General features: G+C 38.9%; 12 protein-coding genes and 1 other RNA gene. 3 read left to right on the top strand and 10 right to left on the bottom strand.

What is annotated here, in order from left to right; translation table 11 throughout:
- Nucleotides 1-121: 121 nt before the first annotated feature.
- From EFD62_RS07820 to EFD62_RS07810, 3 genes are all read right to left on the bottom strand, one after another.
- Nucleotides 122-490 carry a DUF2089 domain-containing protein gene (locus tag EFD62_RS07820; protein WP_069195120.1) on the bottom strand — a complete coding sequence of 123 codons (369 nt, stop codon included), beginning with the start codon at nucleotides 488-490 and terminating at the stop codon, nucleotides 122-124.
- A 490-nt stretch (nucleotides 491-980) separates the two neighbouring features.
- On the bottom strand, nucleotides 981-1,874 hold the full coding sequence (locus tag EFD62_RS07815; RefSeq protein ID WP_128705936.1) for an ADP-ribosylglycohydrolase family protein: 894 nt from the start codon (nucleotides 1,872-1,874) through the stop codon (nucleotides 981-983).
- Between the two features lie 251 nt (nucleotides 1,875-2,125).
- The gene (locus EFD62_RS07810) at nucleotides 2,126-2,770 is read right to left on the bottom strand and encodes a DNA alkylation repair protein (RefSeq protein ID WP_069195123.1); all 645 of its coding nucleotides are present in this window, start codon (nucleotides 2,768-2,770) and stop codon (nucleotides 2,126-2,128) included.
- A 641-nt stretch (nucleotides 2,771-3,411) separates the two neighbouring features.
- Here EFD62_RS07810 and EFD62_RS07805 point away from each other — a divergent pair.
- From EFD62_RS07805 to EFD62_RS07795, 3 genes are all read left to right on the top strand, one after another.
- The gene (locus EFD62_RS07805; RefSeq protein ID WP_128705935.1) at nucleotides 3,412-5,826 is read left to right on the top strand and encodes a dockerin type I domain-containing protein; all 2,415 of its coding nucleotides are present in this window, start codon (nucleotides 3,412-3,414) and stop codon (nucleotides 5,824-5,826) included.
- A 370-nt stretch (nucleotides 5,827-6,196) separates the two neighbouring features.
- Entirely contained in the window at nucleotides 6,197-7,975 is a 1,779-nt protein-coding gene (locus tag EFD62_RS07800) for a family 43 glycosylhydrolase (protein ID WP_170176850.1), read from the top strand.
- A gap of 71 nt (nucleotides 7,976-8,046) precedes the next feature.
- Nucleotides 8,047-10,995, top strand: coding sequence for an AbfB domain-containing protein (locus EFD62_RS07795; protein WP_069195125.1), 2,949 nt, complete (start codon nucleotides 8,047-8,049; stop codon nucleotides 10,993-10,995).
- 244 nt (nucleotides 10,996-11,239) lie between these two features.
- Here EFD62_RS07795 and EFD62_RS07790 read toward each other — a convergent pair whose 3' ends face one another.
- The 7 genes from EFD62_RS07790 to EFD62_RS07760 form a co-directional block, all read right to left on the bottom strand.
- Nucleotides 11,240-12,436, bottom strand: coding sequence for a deoxyguanosinetriphosphate triphosphohydrolase family protein (locus EFD62_RS07790; RefSeq protein WP_088262885.1), 1,197 nt, complete (start codon nucleotides 12,434-12,436; stop codon nucleotides 11,240-11,242).
- Nucleotides 12,437-12,677: 241 nt separating this feature from the next.
- Nucleotides 12,678-13,277 (bottom strand): recombination mediator RecR, encoded by a 600-nt coding sequence (gene recR, locus EFD62_RS07785; RefSeq protein ID WP_069195233.1) that lies wholly within the window; start codon nucleotides 13,275-13,277, stop codon nucleotides 12,678-12,680.
- 32 nt (nucleotides 13,278-13,309) lie between these two features.
- On the bottom strand, nucleotides 13,310-13,651 hold the full coding sequence (locus tag EFD62_RS07780) for a YbaB/EbfC family nucleoid-associated protein (RefSeq protein WP_069195234.1): 342 nt from the start codon (nucleotides 13,649-13,651) through the stop codon (nucleotides 13,310-13,312).
- A 118-nt stretch (nucleotides 13,652-13,769) separates the two neighbouring features.
- A complete protein-coding gene (gene dnaX / locus EFD62_RS07775; RefSeq protein WP_069195235.1) occupies nucleotides 13,770-15,410 on the bottom strand; it encodes a DNA polymerase III subunit gamma/tau in 1,641 nt (546 codons plus the stop codon).
- Nucleotides 15,411-15,527: 117 nt separating this feature from the next.
- Nucleotides 15,528-15,791, bottom strand: an RNA gene (gene ffs, locus EFD62_RS07770) — signal recognition particle sRNA large type.
- Between the two features lie 180 nt (nucleotides 15,792-15,971).
- A complete protein-coding gene (locus EFD62_RS07765) occupies nucleotides 15,972-16,793 on the bottom strand; it encodes a hypothetical protein (RefSeq protein ID WP_194087088.1) in 822 nt (273 codons plus the stop codon).
- Between the two features lies 1 nt (nucleotide 16,794).
- Nucleotides 16,795-17,313: an RNA polymerase sigma factor gene (locus EFD62_RS07760; RefSeq protein ID WP_069195236.1), complete on the bottom strand. Its 519-nt coding sequence runs from the start codon at nucleotides 17,311-17,313 to the stop codon at nucleotides 16,795-16,797.
- Between the last annotated feature and the right edge of the window lie 326 nt (nucleotides 17,314-17,639).

Below are 17,639 nucleotides of genomic sequence, written 5' to 3'. Positions count from 1 at the left end.
GCCTCCTCTTCCTTATAAGCTGATATTTGCAGCTTACAAACATTAATTTTCGCCATTCTATCAAATCTTATTTTTGTCCGACCTACTTCAATCCAATCTATATCTTGAATCTGCTATGCTGTTAGCCTTTTAGCAAATCCAATGCTTCATCAACAGATATTTCTCCGCCGTACAGTTTGTCAAGAACTTCCTTTCTCTTTGTTTCTTCAACAGGCTCTTCTTCTGATTTATAACCTAATGCATTTGCTACGTCTTCAAGTTTATTCTTAACTGTGGGGTATGAAACTCCCAGTTCCTTCTCTACTTCTTTGATGTTTCCTCTGCACTTAATAAATACATCTATGAACAATTTTTGCTCCGGTGTTAGTCTACAAAACTTGCATAAATCAAAACGTCCCTCTATCGTCGTATGGCATTTATCGCAGGTAATCCTTGTTATTGTTGTATCGCTGTTGCAAACCGGGCATTTTCCAAGTGCTTCCCTACCCATATTATCACTCCTTATTTTATTGATGTGGAACCTGTTTGCTTTATCATCAATTTACCATCGTATATTTAATATATTAATACATATATTTAGTATTGTCAATCTTTTAATAAATATTATTAATTTAAAGATTAATTTTTTTAATCAAGATTGCTGCATATTTATTTTATTTAAATAATTATTTGAGAATATTTAATTGAATTTTTGAATGAAACTCCATTCGCATCCAAAAAGAATTGGCAAAATGAAAGAGTTTTTGTTGCATGGGCTTATATTTTAATTTTCCTGAAAATTATCAATGCTGCTATTGTATAAGAAATATTATTTACTTTTTCACCTAATATTAGTGCAATTATTAAAGCACCTATCGCAGAGCCGAATTCTTTAATGACAACAACTTGTAACGGGTCTTTTATTGAACCAAAAGAAAATGAAAAGCTACTTACATCTTCTACAGATAAAATAATAATTCTCCCCTTAATATACCCTCGAATTACCCTTGACTCCTATACTTAACTATTATCCTCTTTGCAATAGAAACCAATTGATCTTTTACCAATATCTTTTCCTTCCATCTATCAGGTATGGCATCATAACCATAATACACTCCAGCCAACCCTCCTGTAATAGCAGCTACAGTGTCCGCATCTCCTCCAAGATTGGCAGCTTCACATACAGCCTCTTCAAAAGAAGAAGTGTTAACAAAACACCATAATGCACATATCAGCGTATCAAATACATACCCTGAAGGCTCCAGTTCATTCTTTAACATTAGGAATACTTTTTTATACTCCGGGTAATTATCGATATGCTCTCTTATGGCAGGTACTTTTGGCTTTCCATTTAGATAATCATAAACCAACAGATTATAGAACTGGCAAGCATCCGTTGCTTTTCGGTCATAATGAGTAAGCAGGCTTTGGGAAGCAGTTATCTCAAGCATTTTCTTAACATCACTATAATATAGTGCAACTGGCAAACACCTCATAAGTGAACCATTCCCAGCACTCTTACCACCTGTTGTCTGATGCGCATAATAGGCTGTTTTTGTCCAGTCGTCACTTCGTTTATACTCACTTAGTGCAATTCGTATGATGTTGCCAATGTCTTTGGGGCTACTATCATACCATCCAATAAAATGGTTTCCGATATCTTCGATAGGATTCTCCGGATTGTCCAGGATCCCTTCTGCGACAGCAATAGTCATCATAGTATCGTCTGTTACTTCCCCAGGTTCCAGATCCCAACAGCCTCCGCCGATAATATCTTTTAAGTATCCATGTTTTCTTTGAATCTCGTCCTCTGACATAAACTCAAGCGTTCCACCTAGAGCATCACCGCAGGCAACGCCAAAAAGTCCTCCTAGTATACGTTCATATATATCCATTTGATTCCTCCAATACTGAAATTCTTTCAACAGAAATACCAATCCTTACTTAAGCATATGCAAAAATTAGTTTCCTCTTATTAAACACCTTATGTACAACTTATATCCTTCCCCGCTTCAAATGCCCGATATTAATCCATAAAGCAATCCAACGACCACACATTTATTTTGCTGCAACTTTTCCCATTATTGAATTTTCAAAAATCCGTCTTATATTTTTTCTGTGAAATTCGACAAACATTTGCTAAATCTCAAAGATATTTGCTTGCTTCTCTTACACTTAAAGAATGTAGTTTATTATGGGCAATGAACTGCTTTACCCACTCTTTGTCTGTTTTTGAATACTCCCTCAACGCCCAGCCAATGGCTTTGTTTATGAAAAACTCTCCTGTATCGCAATTTTTAAGTATCGCCCTACTTAAAATGTCTGTGTCGGTCTTTTCTTTGTATTCCAACTGAAAATTGATAGCTATCCTCTTTAGCCATATATTTTCACTGTCAATCCATTTGGGAATAACACTATCTTTTAATTGGGGGTATTTAAGGCAAAGGTGTCCAACAATGGAGTCAATGCAGTCCACACTATCCCACCAGGAATTTGTGATTATAAGTTTTTCGATTTTGTCTATATCATTAGAAACCAACAAAGCTTTAACGGCGGTTAAGTAATCCAGTGCCAAATAATGAAACTCCCTTTCCGGCATATCGTAGCATTGAAATATAAACTCCCAGTCAACTTCTTTATCTTTTTTCTTTTGCTTCAAAAAATTCTTGGAGAGTTTTGCCCTTATTGGCTTTGGTATGCCCAAAAAAGGAAACTTGTTTTTCATATATGCTGACATTTTTGCAGCATTTTCATCATCCTGTGAATCATAGAAAGTTTTAAATATATCCATGGTAGGCCTACTTTCATTTCTTTTTTGATATTATTATACCAAAAAAAGTATTTTAAGGTGTAGACTAAATTAGATTTATATTTATCTATTTTGTCCGCCAATTTTACTTCATATAATGAATCGAGCATTGCGTTTTTAGGTACATATGCACAATACTGCTGATTTTTATCCAATTCAAATAAAAGTCCAATAGGCGTACAAATTCTCAACTTAAAAAATATATTCATTTCGTATATGTAACTAAAAAGGTAAAAAATATTAGATAAAAATAATATTACGGCAGTAAAGATATGTTTATTGCTGCTACCTGCAAAATTACAAGTGCCTAAAAAGAGTATATGAGTGCTTTGCTAAAAAAGGGGGAGGGATAAATTTATAAGGACATTTCATGTTTGTTAATTCGTTTAAAACAATTATAAAGACCAGAGAGGAGGCTTGATAAAGCATTGAGATTATTTAGCATCTATAAAGATACAATCAAGGGGGGAGGGATAACAGGAGATTTTGCCATAATAAACCAAAACTCATTATAAGAACTGTTTGTGCACGCAGAGAAAGAGAAAATGTTAGGTAAAATTGTGCAACGCGGCATTAAAAGTTAAAAATATAAGGATAGTTAGTGAAAAAGGAAGGGGAATAAAATGAGGAATTTAAAAAAGTGGTGTGTAATTTTCTTAACCGTCATGCTGCTCATGAGCGGCATATCTTTACCTAAGAGTTATGCTGCAAACCAAGTTATGACCGTAGACCTGGCAGCAGATACAGGGAAAATTCATTATGGTGCCATTGGCGGGCTTTATGCAATGGGTAGCGAAGGCGTACCTTCAGATAACGTGATTGTTCCTTTAAGAATGAAATCTATTTCGCAAAAGCCTCCCGAAGGGCTTCAACATCCTACCGGTGATGCACTTAATGTTGCCCCACAGTTTTTGAGAGCCGGTGGAGAGTATGTTATGATAATGATGCAGGACATATACAAGAACTGGCCCTATGAAGATCTTGGTATTAATGACTATCTTGCAAAAATTGAGACAATATGCAGAAAGGTAGTTGCAGATCCACACCGCAGCAGCTATGTATATGTTCCGATTAATGAACCTGAATGGATTTGGTACAGAGGAAACATGAATAGATTGTGTAACGAGTGGAAAATGATGTACCAAAAGATCCGTTCCATTGATCCCACAGCCAAGATTGCAGGACCTAACTATGCAGTATACAACAGCTCGGTTTACCGTCAATTTATGACCTTTTGCAAAAACAACAACTGTTTGCCGGATATAGTTACATGGCATGAATTGGATGATGGATTCTTTTCAAACTGGTATAACCACTATAATGATTACAGAAGCATTGAGTCAAGCCTCGGAATCTCGCCAAGACCGATAAACATAAACGAATATGGTAGGATCAACGTAGATGGAGGTATTCCCGGAAATCTCGTGCAGTGGGTAGCACGCTTTGAAAATAGCAAAGTGGATGCTTGTCTTGCCTATTGGACAACAGCAGGAACCTTGAATGACCTTGCAACTCAGAACAATAAAGCAACCGGTGCATGGTGGCTGTATAAATGGTATGGAGAGCTTACAGGAAATACCGTGAAGGTAACTCCACCCAGCTTGAACGGATCGCTTCAGGGATTGGCTACTCTGGACACAGACAAAAAACAGGCCCGGGTTATTTTCGGTGGGTCACTGAGAAGCACTGACGTATTTGGTACCGATGTAGTTGTTAAAGGTTTCAATTCGCTCCCCTTCTTTGGAAACTCGGTTCATGTAACTGTTTGGGGAGTTGACAATACCGGTACTAATCCTTCCGGTGGGCCATACTTCATACAGGAAGCCGACTACACCATTTCCAACGGGCAGATTACGGTACCTGTCAATAATATGAAAGCGTTATCTGCATACCATATGATAATAACTCCTAATACAGATCTGTCGCCCACCAACAATAAAAACCGTTATGAGGCGGAGTATGCGAGGATTTTGGGAACGGCAACCGTTGCTTACGGTAACCATACCGGTTATTCCGGGACAGGTTTTGTTGAAGGATATGCCGGAAGCAATAATGCAAGCACCAATTTTGTAGTAACTGCTGAAAAAGACGGATACTACAATGTAACCTTGAGATATTCTGCAGGTCCTTACGCAGGATCACCCAACACTAGATATTTAAGGATGGTTGTGAACGGCGGGCTCCATAGGGATATAGCTTGTAACCAGACTCCCAATTGGGATACATGGGCAAATGTTACTACCAAGGTATTTCTGCAGGCAGGTATCAACCGTCTGGACTTCAAGGCTTTTACTTCGGATGAATCGGACTGTGTAAATATAGACTATATTGATGTTGAATCCACATCCGGTACCACTAAAAGCTATGAAGCCGAGGATTCTGCAAATACACTGTCTGGAGCGGCTGTAAGGCAAAAAGATAATGCTGCATCGGGTGGACAAAATGTAGGCTGGATTGGAAATGGTCCTAATAATTATCTCCAATTTAACAACGTTAATGTTCCGGAAGAAGGTACATACAGGATGGTGGTTCAATTTGCAAACGCTGAAGTATTTGGTGATCACTCTTATAATAATAATGTGGTTGACAGGTATGCAAGTATTAGTGTAAACGGAGGACCTGAAAAAGGGCATTATTTCTTCAACACCCGTGGATGGAATGTATATCGTACAGATATAATAGACGTATATTTGGATGCTGGAAACAATACAATTAAATTTTATAACAGCTCATCGGGGTATGCACCGAATATTGATAAGATAACAATCGCTGCCCCCTTTGAAGGAGGAATAGTACCAACCCCCACTCCACCAAATGATTTTGTATATGGAGATTTAAATGGGGACGGCTTCGTTAATTCAACAGACATAACTTATATGAAACGGTACTTGCTAAAGCATATTAAAGAGTTTCCCTATGAAAAAGGTTTAATTGCAGGAGATGTAGATGGGAACGGCATGATTAATTCAACTGACTTAACTTATTTGAGAAAGTATATATTAAAAATTATATCGGCATTTCCAGCAGATGTTAACTAACTCTGTCCGGGTAAAAAACACCTACTCTTAATTCATAGAAAGTTGCTAACACTGTCATGAAATAGCCGATATATTAAGGTATGTTGATCCGGATGTACATAGATCCGCATTTTCATGCCCCCAAATAAAAGTCTTATTACGTATTAAATATCAACAGATAACAAGGATACGTCACAAACCAAAACCCAGAACGAACTAATTAATAAAGTAGTTCTGGGTTTTTCTCAAATCATTATATATTACATATATTGGACCGTATTTTGAAGGAGAGGGAAGAAATGTGAGAATGTGACTTTTAGGTGAGATTGAAGACAAAGAAGGGATTATAAACTTTAAATATAGAAAAATAGATAATGGGGAGGGATTAATTATGATAAAGAGGGCTCTAAAATTTATTGTATTGGCTTTGGTTATGATACTATTAGCTACCTCAGTGTGTTACTCAAGTAATCCTTCGATAACGCTGACTTCAGCGGGTGTGGATGGTGTTAAAGCAAAGCTTCAATCATATAATTATTCGCATATGTACATAAGAAATGCAAACTTTGATGTAAGGATAGATGATAATGTCACTCCCGAAACAGATTCCCAATGGGTGCTGGTCCCTGGCCTTGCCAATAGCAAAGAGGAATATGTGTCTATTCAATCTGTTAATCATCCGGGATACTACTTAAGACACTGGGATTATGATTTCCGGTTGGAGAAAAACGACGGGACCGCAATTTTTGCTGAAGATGCGACATTTAAACTGGTTCCGGGACTTGCGGATTCTTCATATACTTCTTTTCAGTCCTATAATTATCCTACCAGATATATTAGACATTATGAATACCTATTGAAGTTAGATGAAATTGTAACGAGTCTTGACAGAGAGGATGCTACATTCAGAGTGATTGACGGTTCATCTGTAGATCCCGACAAACCCGATGATTCTGTCATTGTAACAAATCCAATAGTCAGGCGGCGGGCAGATCCTTGGGTTTACAGGCATACCGACGGTTATTATTATATGACGGCATCTGTACCGGAATATGACAGAATAGAGCTAAGACGGGCGAAAACTTTGCAAGGACTTTCAACAGCTACACCTGTTACAGTCTGGCGGAGACACTCCAGTGGAATTATGGGAGGACATATCTGGGCTCCGGAGATTCATTTCATTGACGGAAAATGGTATATTTATTTTTCAGCGGGAACATCCACTAATTACTTCGATATACGCTTGTATGTCCTTGAATGCTCAGATTCAAATCCTGTTACCGGAACTTGGGTGGAAAAAGGCCAATTAAAGACCAATTGGGAGTCTTTCACCCTCGATGCAACCACCTTTGAACATAACGGTACAAGGTATCTTGTATGGGCTCAGAAAGACCCTAAAATAGCAAGTAACAGCAATATTTATATTGCCAAAATGAATGGGCCTCTTGCCATAACCGGAAGCCAGGTTATGATTGCGTCACCTCAATATTCATGGGAAAAGGTGGGTTATGCTGTTAATGAAGGCCCTGCTGTTTTAAAGAAGAACGGAAAAATATTTATGACTTATTCGGCAAGCGCTACAGACTCAAACTATTGTATGGGATTGCTGACTGCCTCCGATACCGATAACTTATTGGATCCGAAATCATGGCACAAATCGCCGAATCCTGTATTTCAGAGTAATATATCCACAGGGCAGTACGGACCCGGGCATAATTCCTTTACCACTTCACCCGATGGGAAAGTGGATATTATGGTATATCATGCGAGGAACTACCGGGATATTACGGGAGATCCTTTGTATGACCCGAACAGACATACCCGCGCACAAATAGTTAACTGGAATGCTGACGGTACACCGGATTTTGGAATACCGGTTGCTGACGGAACAAATGTGATATATATCCCGCCCCAAACACCAACACCAATACCTACAAATACTGCTACGCCCAATGACTTAATCTACGGCGATATAAACGGAGATAATTCTGTCAATTCGACGGATTTGACAATTTTAAAAAGACATTTGCTTGGAAGAACTGTCCCGATGGCACCAAACTGGAGAATGGTCAGCGACCTTAATTTGGACGGAAATATAAACTCAACGGATTTGACAATACTTAAGAGATACATTTTAGGTAGAATTAAAGCACTGCCTTGGGTAAATTAGATATAGAAGCATAGATTGGAAAGTCAAAAAGATTATTATTTATTTTGAAATAAATTTTTGGGAGGGACGTCATGAATAATTTGAAAAAGTCTACATTGGTGGTCGTATTTGTTTTCCTAACGGCAGTATGTTTTCAGCATCCGCAAATAACCAGTGCTGCAACAACTGTTACTATAGACCCTGACGCAACCTATCAAACCATTGAAGGCTGGGGGGCAAGCCTATGCTGGTGGGGAAATCAGATTGGCCGGTGGTCTGCCGATAACAGAAACGAACTGATTGAGAAAATTGTCAGTCCGACCGATGGCCTGGGCTATAATATATTCAGGTATAATATCGGCGGCGGAGATGATCCCGGTCATAATCATATGAGGGATTATGCGGATATTCAAGGATATCAGAATGCTGACCGTTCGTGGAACTGGAATGCCGATGCCTCTCAAAGGGCCGTACTTAGCCGGCTGATAGAAAGAGGGAAATATTATGAATCGGAAATGATACTTGAAGCATTTTCCAATTCTCCACCCTACTGGATGACAAAAAGCGGCTGTGCTTCCGGAACCGCCGATGGTTCCAATAACTTAAAAGACGATTATTATGATGATTTTGCCGATTACCTTACTGAGGTTGTAAAACATTTCAGAGATTCATGGGGCATTACATTCAGGACTTTAGAGCCCATGAATGAACCCAATGCAAACTGGTGGACGGCGGGTGGTAGACAGGAAGGCTGTTCCTTTTCATACGCCAATCAACAGAGAATTATAAAAGAGGTGGGAGAGAAATTAAGAGCCAAAGGGTTGACCGAGACAACTGTCAGTGCTGCCGATGAAAACAGTATTGACACGGGTCTTTCAGGGCTTCAATCCTATGATGCAACCACTTTGTCCTATATGTCCCAACTCAACGTACATTCTTATCACGGCTCGAAAAGAGCCCAGTTCAGAGACCTTGCAAAATCCAAAGGGCTTAGAATTTGGCAGTCGGAATCCGGTCCGTTGAATTTTGACGGCGATATGGCAGACTCGTGTACCATGCTGTCAAAGCGTATTGTTACCGACTTGAAAGAATTACAGTGTGTGGCGTGGTTGGATTGGCAAATAATAGACGGGGGTAATTGGGGTAGTATATATGTAGATGATGCGGCCCAGACCTTTACCCTTACCGAAAAATTCTATATGCATGCAAATTACAGCAGGTTTATAAGGCCCGGTTATACAATTATAGGTGCCAATAATGAAAAAACAATTGCGGCAATAAGCCCGGATAAAAAGAATCTTGTTATTGTAGCAACCAACGACAATAAATCCTCCAGCGAAAATTATGTATTTAACCTGTCAAGGTTTGCAGGTGTAAACAGCACTGTGGAGGTTTACAGAACATCTCCAAGCTTAAGCCTTGCAAAAAGCAATATAACAGCGTCAAATAAAACTGTTTCCGACACCTTGCCCCCGTATTCGATAAATACATATGTTATATCCCTTGACGGCGGTGTTGAATCAGTATCGGAGGTAAGGCTTCAATCTTATAATTATCCCAATAAATATGTAAGACATGCAGATTTTGATGCAAGGATAGATGAAAATGTTACCCCTGAAGAAGATTCGCAATGGAAGCTGGTTCCGGGCCTTGCCAACAGTAGCGAAGGGTATGTTTCCATTCAATCGGTAAACAATCCGGGATATTACTTAAGACACTGGGATTATGATTTCCGGTTGGATAAGAACGACGGGACTGCAATTTTTGCTGAAGATGCAACCTTTAAACTGATTTCGGGACTTGCGGACCCTTCCTGTGTTTCTTTTCAGTCGTACAATTATCCCGACAGATATATTAGGCACTATGGATACTTGTTGAAGCTGGAGAAAATTTCAACCGATCTGGACAGGCAGGATGCAACCTTTATAATAATCAGCGATGATACTCCTGCGCCTATAACAGATTCAGGGTATATAATGGCTTATTTCAAACAGGCACCGGGCGAGTATGGGCTCAATCTTTGCTATAGTACAGATGGACTCCACTGGAGAAATATAAACGACGGAAAGCCAGTCTTGTATGCACAAATGGGAACAAAGGGTATTAGGGATCCGTATATTTTCAGAAAACAGGACGGAAAGTTTGGAATAGTTGCAACCGACATGCTGGGGACTAATTGGGGAGATACGAGCCAGTATATTCATTATTGGGAATCCGAGGATTTGATAAACTTTACCGAGCGTTTAATAAAAGTACATAACAGAAGCAACATGCACGCCTGGGCTCCGGAGGTATTCTATGACGAGAGCAGGAAGCAGTATGGGATATACTGGGCGGGTAATACGGATTATAACCGGATATATGTGAACTATACAACAGATTTTAAGACAGTGAGTGACTGTGAAGTGTTTTTTGACCCCGGCTATGATGTAATTGACGCTCATATTGTCAGTGACAAAGGAATGAATTATTTGTTTTTCAAGGACGAGAGGGCTTCGGGAAAATCCATTAAGGCGGCTAAGTCAAGCTCCTTGACTCCCAAGAGCTTTAGTGTATTTACCCCCAATTTTATAACATCGGCCAATACAGAGGGACCCTTTGTTTTCAAAGACAATAATTCCGACTCTTGGTACATGTACGTTGACCTTTTTGCCAACAACGGTAATTTTGAATGCTGGAAGACAAACGATTTAAATGCTTTAAACTGGACGAAAGTTACCGGAATCAGTGTACCGTCGGGAGTAAGACATGGAAGCGTTATAAGTGTGAACCGATGGGAATTGGAAACTGCCGTTTCCCGAAAAGTAGTTACCCCACCTACTCCAACACCGCCACCGATACTTAGAGGTGATGTAAATGCCGACGGGGCGATTAACTCGCTGGACATAACAGTATTAAAAAGGTATTTGTTAAGAAGACTAACGCTTACAGGAGAGATGATTTTAAATGCGGATACCAATGGAGACGGCTCGGTAAACTCTTCAGACCTTACATTGCTAAAACGGTATATTTTGCGTAGAATAGATTCTTTCCCGGTATAACAATAATGCTTCGGTATAAGCTGAGCCTGTTAGAGACTTTGAAGCAGTTTCCAACAGGCTTTCTTATGTTTGCAGCACGTATTTTCAATATTCTTATATGTAACGTCTACAAGACTTGGATCATCAGTTGTCCACAATAGCAATTATCCTTTGTGATAGATAAAAACAGCTTGTCAGCAAATACATTCTATTTTCTCTGTTTCTCCAAAATCACAATACTTTTATTGCAATCTGTAAAAACCCCTCATCCCTCTATACAATACCCATAGCTCCTTGGCAATACGTATCTCTTAAACTCATTGTTAAAAAAGTCATCCGTCATTCCTGCAATATAATCAAGTACAATCCTTGGCTTGCTATTGTTATCTAAATATTCTTCATTCATACTATTTAGAAACCACTTATATATAGAAGATTCTTTATTTTCCGTTTCCAAATCCTTCAAATATAACTCAAACAGGTCCCTAAACATTCTTTCTATCTTCTCGTCTTCAGTCATTTTTACGGGGTTTTTATAGATGTTTTCATAATTAAAATGCAATAGCAACCTCAAGGCCTTGTATATATCTTCGGAGAACATAATATAAGGCTTATCATAACTATTTTCTATTATATCTCTCGCAAGTGTGTCAATAATAACCCGGTTGGTATTTCCCAATACCCTTGCAGCTTCATCAGGAATATCTTTTCTATCTATAAGCTTTACTGCTATTGCATCTTCAATATCCCGTCCTATATATGCGATTATATCGCATATTCGTACCAAGCAACCCTCCAACGTCATCGGCCGCAACTTTTTGCTGTAGTCCGCTTCCGTCCAGCACTTCTCATAATCCTCTAAAAATTTATCCCAACCTTTATTCGTTTCCGGTGCATATTCCTTCTCGAGAATTTCACCGTTATGGCAAAGGATACCATCAAGCACCTGCAATGTTAGATTTAATCCTTGCCCTCCATTTTCCAATTCCATCAAGGACCTTACACTTTGAGCATTATGGTTGAAAAACATTTGTGCCTTTTCGTTAAAGATTTTGTCCAAATATCTTTCCCCATCATGTCCGTATGGAACATGTCCCAAATCATGACCAAGGGAAATTGCTTCAATCAAATCTTCATTTAATTTTAAACACCGACCGATAACCCTTGCTATTTTTGAAACAAATTGGACATGCAGAACTCTATGAGTAATATGGTCATTTTCAAAAAGAAAAAACGCTTGGGTCTTGTCAATATACCTTGTATAGGAAAGGGAATGTATTATCCTGTCCGCATCACGGAAAAAAGAAGGCCTAATATTAATCCTGTCCTCTATTTTTTCCCGTTCCGGGTCACGGCGAATTCCTTTATTACTTTTGCAAGCATATTTTGATAATATCCTTTCCCTTTTTAAATTATTTTTAATTATCTCATTATAAACTTCATTATGAATAACAGGGTCCACATAGATCACCTCACGATTAAAATAACTTGTCTGTCCTATACAACATAATATAACATATATTTTTGAATGTGGGAATTTTTCAAATATTCAATTTATTCCTTACTCCATTTTCAAAACAAGCGGTATTATTTCGTAATATAAATTATACCCTTAAAACCATAAAAAACATGGTCTATAGGAATTCCTTAACCCTATAAACCATGTTCTCTGCAACATTTTTATTTTCGAATCTACAAGACAACTAAATCTCGCGTCTTCCCTCCAAAGCCTTTGCCAAAGTAACCTCATCTGCATATTCAAGGTCTCCCCCCACAGGTATTCCATGGGCTATCCTTGTGGTCTTAATCCCCAAAGGCTTAACGAGCTTTGAAATATACATAGCAGTAGCTTCACCCTCAATATTGGGATTTGTAGCAATAATGACCTCACTGATATTTCCGTCCCTTATCCTAGCTAAGAGCTCCTTAATTTTAATATCCTCAGGCCCAATCCCCTGCATCGGTGATATCGCCCCATGCAACACATGATAAAGCCCTTTAAACTCTCGTATCTTCTCCATTGCAACAACATCCCTTGCGTCTTCTACGACACAAATTACAGAACTGTCCCTTTTCTCCGAATTGCATAGGGAGCAAACATCTGAATCGGTCAAATTGCCGCATACTGAGCAAAATTTTGTTTTTTGCTTTGCTTCACTTATAGCGTTTGCAAGCTTATCCACTTTTTCCTGAGGCATATCCAACACATGAAAAGCCAACCTTTGTGCAGTCTTGTGACCTATGCCGGGAAGCTTTTCAAATTCTTCTATAAGCCTTGCAATTGGTGCAGCATAAAAGCTCATGTATATTCACCCTTTACCATTGTAAACATCAACTAAAACAAACCGGGAATTCCACCTAATCCGCCTGTAACCTTGCCAATCTCGTTAGAAACCATTTCATCTGCTTTTCTTAAAGCCTCATTGACCGCTGCAAGGATGAGGTCCTGAAGCATTTCAACATCATCAGGGTCAACAACCTCCGGTTTGATGCTAATTTCCTTAATATCCTTCTTTCCTGTGGCAACTACAGTAATTGCTCCTCCTCCAGCAGATGCTTCAACAGTTTTTTCCTTAAGCTCTTCCTGAACTCTCTCCATATCCCTTTGCATCTTCTGAGCCTGCTTTACCAAGTTGTTCATATTACCGCCGAATCCCGGGAAACCGCCTTTTGCCATTACAATCTACCTCCAAATTTTATGTTATATCTTCAGATTACATATATCCGAATTTTAAAATACCTAATCATCATTATATATTAATATATGCTAAAAACACCAGTAAAATTTTTCAAATTCACTCGTCAATTATATTCAGTTTAACATCCAACTTTTCGGCAATATCCTGAGCCTTCTCAATCAGCTCATCTTTTTCCTCTTTTTTGCCGTTATCAACAGTATCTTCTTCGTCAAGACATTTTACCCGAACCTCTTTACCAAGGCATTCACAAAGGCACGACTCCACAACTTCAAGGTTCTCATGCTTTGCAACAATCATCTTATTGAAGCTGCAGCCATTCTTAAATACTATCCCCACTTGAGTTGGGTTCAGCTCTACAAGTTTGGTGTCTAGGAGGTTGGTATATATAGCCATTCTACCTCTGCCCTTCAACTCGTTTAATACCTCCTGCCACGCCTCAATGCCCTTGGCATTTTTGGCAATATTCTTTTTTTCAATACGTTCCTCCGCTCCGGATGCCGAATTCCCTTTATCGGAATTCACAGACTCTGCACCCCTTTTGGAACCGCCCGAACCACTCTTAGGGACAGCAATACCCTTTTCAACGATATCATTAACACTCTTTTCCAGCGATTGAATTCTCTCTAAAATGCCGGCATCTCCCAAATCTACCCTGCTTTCACAAAGCTTTATAAGCGCCGTTTCCAGAAGAACCCTTGGATGTGAGGACCATTTTAATGCTGCCTCTAAAGAAGAAAGCTCTTTTATCACGGCCACAATTTCAAAACGCTCTAACCCTTTACATTGCTGCTTCATCTTTTGAATTGAATCCATGGAAGCGTCAATTATATCTTCCGGATTTGATACCGAGCTACAAATCATTAGATTTCTATAGTACATCACCATTTCCGAAACAAACTGGCCGATATTCTTGCCCTCCATCACCAGCTTATCGACAGCCTGCAACACCCTGTCTATCTCTTTATTCTTTATGGCATCAACCACTTCGGAGATAAAGGTATCCGTCACAAGACCCACTACAGATAAGACATCTTCATAAGTCAGTTCCTTATTTCCAAGGGATATGCATTGATCCAGTATGCTTATGGCATCCCTTAAGGCTCCATCGGAAAGCTTTGCTATCAGTTTCGATGCTTCCTTTTGTATTTCTACTCCACTTTCTTTGGAGATGTACTCAACCCTCTTTACAATACTTTCAACCGGAATTCTCCTGAAATCAAACCTTTGGCATCGGGACAGTATAGTTGCAGGGAGCTTGTGTGGCTCAGTAGTGGCAAGAATAAATATAACATGGGCAGGAGGCTCTTCAAGAGTCTTTAGGAGCGCATTAAATGCCCCTGTTGAAAGCATATGAACCTCGTCGATAATATAAACCTTATATCTGGCTTTTGAAGGAGTGTATATGACTTCGTCCCTCAGATCCCTTATATTATCCACGCTGTTGTTTGAGGCAGCATCTATTTCAATGACATCCAAAAGACTTCCGTTCAGTATTCCCAGGCAAACCTCACATTGATTGCAGGGATCACCGTTTTTTGAATCGGTACAGTTTACAGCTCTGGAAAATATTTTTGCCATGGTGGTTTTACCCGTACCCCTTGTCCCACAAAAGAGATACGCATGAGCTATACGCCCGGAGCAAATGCTGTTCCTTAACGTCTTTACAACATGTTCCTGTTCAACTACATCTTCAAAGACCATAGGTCTCCATTTTCTATATAAAGCCAGATACGACACAATACATCCTCCTACTCCCTCATATCGAAAAGCTGACTAATATAAAATAAGCTATTTAATAATTTTAAATAGCTTTTTAGGACAACTCGATATACTTAAATTTTATTATATAATTGGTCGTGCACCTATTTTCGACATGCATATATAAGCGTAACCAATGCAGTTAGCTCGAATCAGGCAATCCTACGGCACACGAAAGAGACTACTTACCGCTGCTTTCTTCCGAACCTGACGGGATTCATAGATTTTCATTGCGCAGGACCCAATTTTCATTGCCACTTACAAAGGGCAGACCCTACAGAAGCAAGCCTATTATAGGAATTCAACCCTGCTATAGCGGATTGCAGGTACAGGGCACCGCTACCTCCCCATCTAGCACGACCAAATATTAACTTATCAATATTCCTCTTAAAGGACAATCATTAAGAGGAGACCTTATATATTATACTTAATAATTCATAATACTTCAAGACATTTATTTTATTTAATTACTATATATTTATTACTCTATTACCTATTATTGTAATTAACCTTCCCAGTCGGCCACGTTGTCATTGCTTGTTATGGATTAGATGCGGGATTTAATATTTCTTCAAGGTACCTTTCAGCCTTCTCATGGTTCGCTTTTTCTACATCAAGGGGCAAATCAAAAAGTACACCAGCTTCTTTATTGTCCGCATTAATTGTAATTTCACCGGTTTCTTCATTGTAGCTTACTTTTTGATTGTCTATGAAGCTTCCAGTTCCCGCGTAAAGGTACACTCCTCTGTCGGCAAACATCTCTATACTGTCGCACTCAATTATTCTGTAATGGACTCCGTCCACAACTCGTTCGATGTATCCGCCATTCATTGTGCATATGTTCACCTGCCAAGGTTTTTGCCCCTTTATAAGTGGTGAAACAATAAATGTAGTCTCATCGTAACTTTCATCACTGACTTCAGGCATTGGACTTCCGTCTTCCCTTTCAATTGAAACTACAGCATAGGTCCTGTCAGGATGAATATCCTCTATTGAACTTCTGAAATCACTTAAGTTTGTGCCGGAGGTGATTCCATACAGTGTAAAGATATAATCACCGGAAGTTACAGATTTGTTAATCAAAACTGCATTTTCACTATCGAAAGCTTTAGCCAAGGCTTTATCTCCCAGGTTTTCGGCAATCTGTTTCGGGCTTAAAAGCCTCCAAGCAGCAAATGCGGAGCCCGACATTATAAAGATTACGGCGGCAACAAAAGCAACTGCTATCCTTTTACGTGCTGGTTTCATAGTTTTACTCTCCTTTATTCTGTACTTAATTTTTTGATTTAAAGCTTCATCAGGTTCAGCTGTCGAAGAAAGAGCTTGTGTCAGCAATTGTTCCAGTTCTTCATATCTATCCATACTAATAACCCTCCAAGACATTTTTTAGATTTTCACGTGCCTTATGGAGCCTGCTTTTTACAGTCCCCTGCGGAATCCTAAGCGCTGCTGCTATATCTTCAACTGACATTTGCGCAGTGTAATACATGTACAGAGGTATTCTAAGCTTGTCATTAAGTTTATCCGCTGCAGCCCGTATTTGTGCACAACGTTCTCTTAATATCGCAATCTCTTCCGGTGTTGTACCATCGGCACACATGACGCTGCTGACAACCTCCTCATTCAGTTCTCCCTCGGGTGCTATTCTTTGCCTTCTGGCAAATTTTCGACGATTGTTCTTCCATAACCCGACTGCAATGGAAATAAGAAATCCTTTCGGATTTTTGCTCTCATCAATTTTAGTACTCAGTTCCATCGCTTTTAAGAAAGTTTCCTGGTACAGGTCATCAGCATTATCTCTGTCTTTCGCAAGCCTAATGCAGAATCCATAAACAGTTTTACCGTATAACGTCACCAGGCTATCAATATCTATATTGTCCAATGTTTATCCCCTCTCCACATGGCATAAACTTATTTTAACTCTTCCTTCTACAGCATTTTGCAATGCAATATTGCAATAGAGATGAATTTTCATCTGGAATAGCTACTCCAATAATATATTGTCTCTTAATGGTTGTTCGGTTCATTTTGGTATGAAAAAATTTATTAATTTGATTACTTTCGTTGGAACACCTTCTTATCCCTTTTTCATTCTGCTAAAGAAAATAAAAATAAATACGACTTCAATATAAAATCGCCTATATGTATGATAAAATTATATAAAAATGTAGACCATAAAATTTAAGGATTTATTTATAATAAATAGAT

This window comes from Acetivibrio mesophilus (assembly GCF_004102745.1).
Classification (GTDB): domain Bacteria; phylum Bacillota; class Clostridia; order Acetivibrionales; family Acetivibrionaceae; genus Hungateiclostridium; species Hungateiclostridium mesophilum.
The sequence above is the reverse complement of the archived record's forward strand: the minus strand, read 5'-3'. Positions and strand labels throughout refer to the sequence as shown.

Bases quoted from the DNA above. Each gene is read 5' to 3' on its own strand.
- EFD62_RS07820 (WP_069195120.1), bottom strand. From the start codon at position 490: ATGGGTAGGGAAGCACTTGGAAAATGCCCGGTTTGCAACAGCGATACA.
- EFD62_RS07780 (WP_069195234.1), bottom strand. From the start codon at position 13,651: ATGGCAAAAGGCGGTTTCCCGGGATTCGGCGGTAATATGAACAACTTG.
- EFD62_RS07815 (WP_128705936.1), bottom strand. From the start codon at position 1,874: ATGGATATATATGAACGTATACTAGGAGGACTTTTTGGCGTTGCCTGC.
- recR (WP_069195233.1), bottom strand. From the start codon at position 13,277: ATGAGCTTTTATGCTGCACCAATTGCAAGGCTTATAGAAGAATTTGAA.
- EFD62_RS07800 (WP_170176850.1), top strand. From the start codon at position 6,197: ATGATAAAGAGGGCTCTAAAATTTATTGTATTGGCTTTGGTTATGATA.
- EFD62_RS07805 (WP_128705935.1), top strand. From the start codon at position 3,412: ATGAGGAATTTAAAAAAGTGGTGTGTAATTTTCTTAACCGTCATGCTG.
- EFD62_RS07765 (WP_194087088.1), bottom strand. From the start codon at position 16,793: ATGGATAGATATGAAGAACTGGAACAATTGCTGACACAAGCTCTTTCT.
- EFD62_RS07795 (WP_069195125.1), top strand. From the start codon at position 8,047: ATGAATAATTTGAAAAAGTCTACATTGGTGGTCGTATTTGTTTTCCTA.
- EFD62_RS07810 (WP_069195123.1), bottom strand. From the start codon at position 2,770: ATGGATATATTTAAAACTTTCTATGATTCACAGGATGATGAAAATGCT.